Raw genomic sequence first — 2,646 nt, 5'->3', positions numbered from 1 at the left:
TATTGGATTAAAAAACTCAGAGAATCAGAGTTTAAAATCGCTTGATGATCTACGCATTGAGTTTGTTACAGCCCTGATTGGTTGTCTAAGAACTGATAAGAAAAAAGTACTCTGGATTAAGGCTATTGAGAAGTTAGGCAGTGATAAAAATTTTTCTGATATGGAGCTGAGCGCACTAATTGATAGATACGAAATGCTAAGGGGTAAACAAAAAGACATTCAGGTGGATAATAAATCATTCAGGGATTTGTTCTATGCCAGTATTAAAAAATATCTATCCAGAATGAGCTCAGGGCATGCCATTGTTTTATTCACTATAACTAGATTGGTTGATACTGTTGGGGAAAAATCTCTTGTATTGCTTGATGAGCCTGAAGTGCATTTGCACCCTCCTCTACTGTCAGCTTTTTTGCGTGCTTTGAGTGATTTACTGGATGTGCGAAACGGAGTGGCGATAATTGCAACACACTCTCCTGTTGTCCTGCAGGAAATTCCAAAGTCTTGTGTATGGAAAGTATTGCGCTCTAGAGATGCCCTTAGGGTAATTCGTCCAGATATAGAAACATTTGGTGAAAATTTAGGAGTGCTAACAAGAGAGGTATTTTCACTAGAGGTGGCTAGCTCAGGGTATCATGATTTATTACGGGACTCTGTGGCATCGGGTAAATCATACAAGAGTATTTTAAATGAATATAGTAATCATATTGGTTTGGAAGGTAGAGCAGTATTGAAAGCAATGGTATTGAGCAGGGATGCAGGTAAAGAGTAATGAAAAAAATATCTCTTCCGACTAAAACTTTTGACGAAATGCTTGAGAAGTGTGCAGATGGGATGAACCAGCGAAGGGTTCGAGACAATTTTCTTTCTCACATCCAGACCTTTCTAGATATGGAGCAGCAATATAAGACGCTAAGTTCGAGAGGAAATTTATTCTTATACCCTAGAACCCAAAATCTCACCGATACTACACCAGTTATAGGTAATTTAACTAGGGCAAAATTGGATAATCTCTATGAAAATAATTTGCGTAACAAAAAAAAGCCAGCTAGGGATTTCTATGATGAATTAATGGTCTCATCTGGAGAAAAATGCCCATTCTGTGGCGATATTGGTCAGACAAAAAATCTTGATCATTTTCTTCCAAAGGCACATTTTCCTGAGCTTTCTGTTATGCCTCTCAATCTGGTGCCATCCTGCCGAGATTGTAACATGGGGGAAAAAGGAGCTAGTTTTGCGATAATAGAAATAGAGCAGACTATCCATCCGTATATTGATAAAGCTATTTTTTTTCAGGAGCAATGGGTCTTTGCAAACTACATTGATGAGGATACAGGCGCTCTGGAGTATTATGTTAAGTGTCCGATTGAATGGCGACAAGAGGATAAAGATAGGGCAAGTAATCATTTTAATAATTTGAATATTGCACACAGGTATAGCCTCGAGGCTGGCAAGCATCTCAGTGAAGTCATTGATCAAAAGAATGCTTTCAAAACAATGATCCGCAATCTTATTCCAGACATATCATCAGAAATGATAATAAGAGGATTTGTCGATGCTACCCTTCAGCCAGTAATTAATTCACATCAGTTCAATAACCACTGGAAAAGAGTTATGTATAATTGCCTGAAAAATTCTGATGAGTTCTTCAGTGATATCTGATAAAAAAGAGTGCGCTTAAATCATAAGTGTTACTCTTTCAAAGAGTAGTTTTTATTTTAAAAACTAGCAGGGCTAGGGATGGCTTCGTAAATTTTTTAAAAATTGACTTAAGGAACCGTAGCATAGAATACTTAGATTGCTGTCAGTGTATATTGAGTAAAGGGGCGTGAAATGAGTCTCTAAGGAGGACCTTTAAATTACATAAATGTTTGTATTTTTTATCGATTGCCCATCAAGTTCTCTTATCTGAAAACTTAATTTTATCGCCTGATTTATTTACAGGTTTGCTTATTGGTTAGAGCAGGGGTATTAGCATTATAGATAAAGAGAACTAACTGCGCCCTGTGGTCCATTAACCTGATTTCCTCAGTGACTTAAACGTTCCATATTGCTTTTATGGTAACTTTACGCTCAATAATGAACAGGGGCTCGTGAATCACTGACGTAAAAATGGTGTTATAATATTTTTATATTTTCCCCCTGATATTGCTAGGCACCATATCTCCTTGAATCAAAGCAATAAACTTGTACTGGAATTAGTTAAGTGTTCTATAAATACCTACCTAAGATAACACTGTCAAACTACCCACTATCTTTCCCTAATCCTAAAAGGCCCAGCTACCTAACACCGTTTTCTAGCAAAACTAGTCCCATCTTCACCCCCAATCCCCCGCCACAACCCCGGCAACAACCCCAGCGTCTCATCAATCAGCGCCCGTCGGTCATTACCCGGTTTCCAGATGGTCACCATGGTTTGGCTGATACCCTGGCTGCCCACTTCGGTGCGCAGCGTGTTGACGCTTTTCCACTGTTCGGCATGCATATGCGTCGGCAAGAATCCCCAGCCGCAGCCTTGTTCAAGCAGGGCGCGCAGCATTTCCAGCTCGTTGGTAAATATGGTATGCCCTGAAATTTGCAGGCGGCGCGCCACCGGCTCGTCAGAATCCGGGTGCATCCTCGGCGTGCGCGTCGAGCATGCCCCGGAAG

3 protein-coding genes are annotated in these 2,646 nt (G+C 40.1%); 2 read left to right on the top strand and 1 reads right to left on the bottom strand.

Going from position 1 to position 2,646, the window contains the following annotated elements:
* Both AB0I71_RS32410 and AB0I71_RS32405 read left to right on the top strand, forming a co-directional pair.
* Positions 1–769: AAA family ATPase (locus AB0I71_RS32410; protein WP_357591164.1), on the top strand; the 769-nt coding region annotated here is incomplete at its 5' end.
* Positions 769–1,659, top strand: a complete 891-nt coding sequence (locus tag AB0I71_RS32405; protein WP_164100255.1) for an HNH endonuclease — start codon at positions 769–771, stop codon at positions 1,657–1,659. The genes AB0I71_RS32410 and AB0I71_RS32405, both read left to right, overlap by 1 nt.
* A 622-nt stretch (positions 1,660–2,281) precedes the next feature.
* Here AB0I71_RS32405 and AB0I71_RS32400 read toward each other — a convergent pair.
* The coding region (locus AB0I71_RS32400) for a hypothetical protein (protein ID WP_357591161.1) at positions 2,282–2,646 on the bottom strand (365 nt) is incomplete at its 5' end.

The sequence above is a fragment of the Micromonospora sp. NPDC049891 genome, assembly GCF_040660295.1.
GTDB lineage: Bacteria > Actinomycetota > Actinomycetes > Mycobacteriales > Micromonosporaceae > Micromonospora.
Note: the sequence above shows the minus strand (reverse complement) of the source record. Positions and strands in the feature narration are given on the sequence as shown.

What these genes read in the sequence shown, in the direction of transcription:
- AB0I71_RS32405 (WP_164100255.1), top strand. Translation starts at nt 769, where the DNA reads ATGAAAAAAATATCTCTTCCGACTAAAACTTTTGACGAAATGCTTGAG.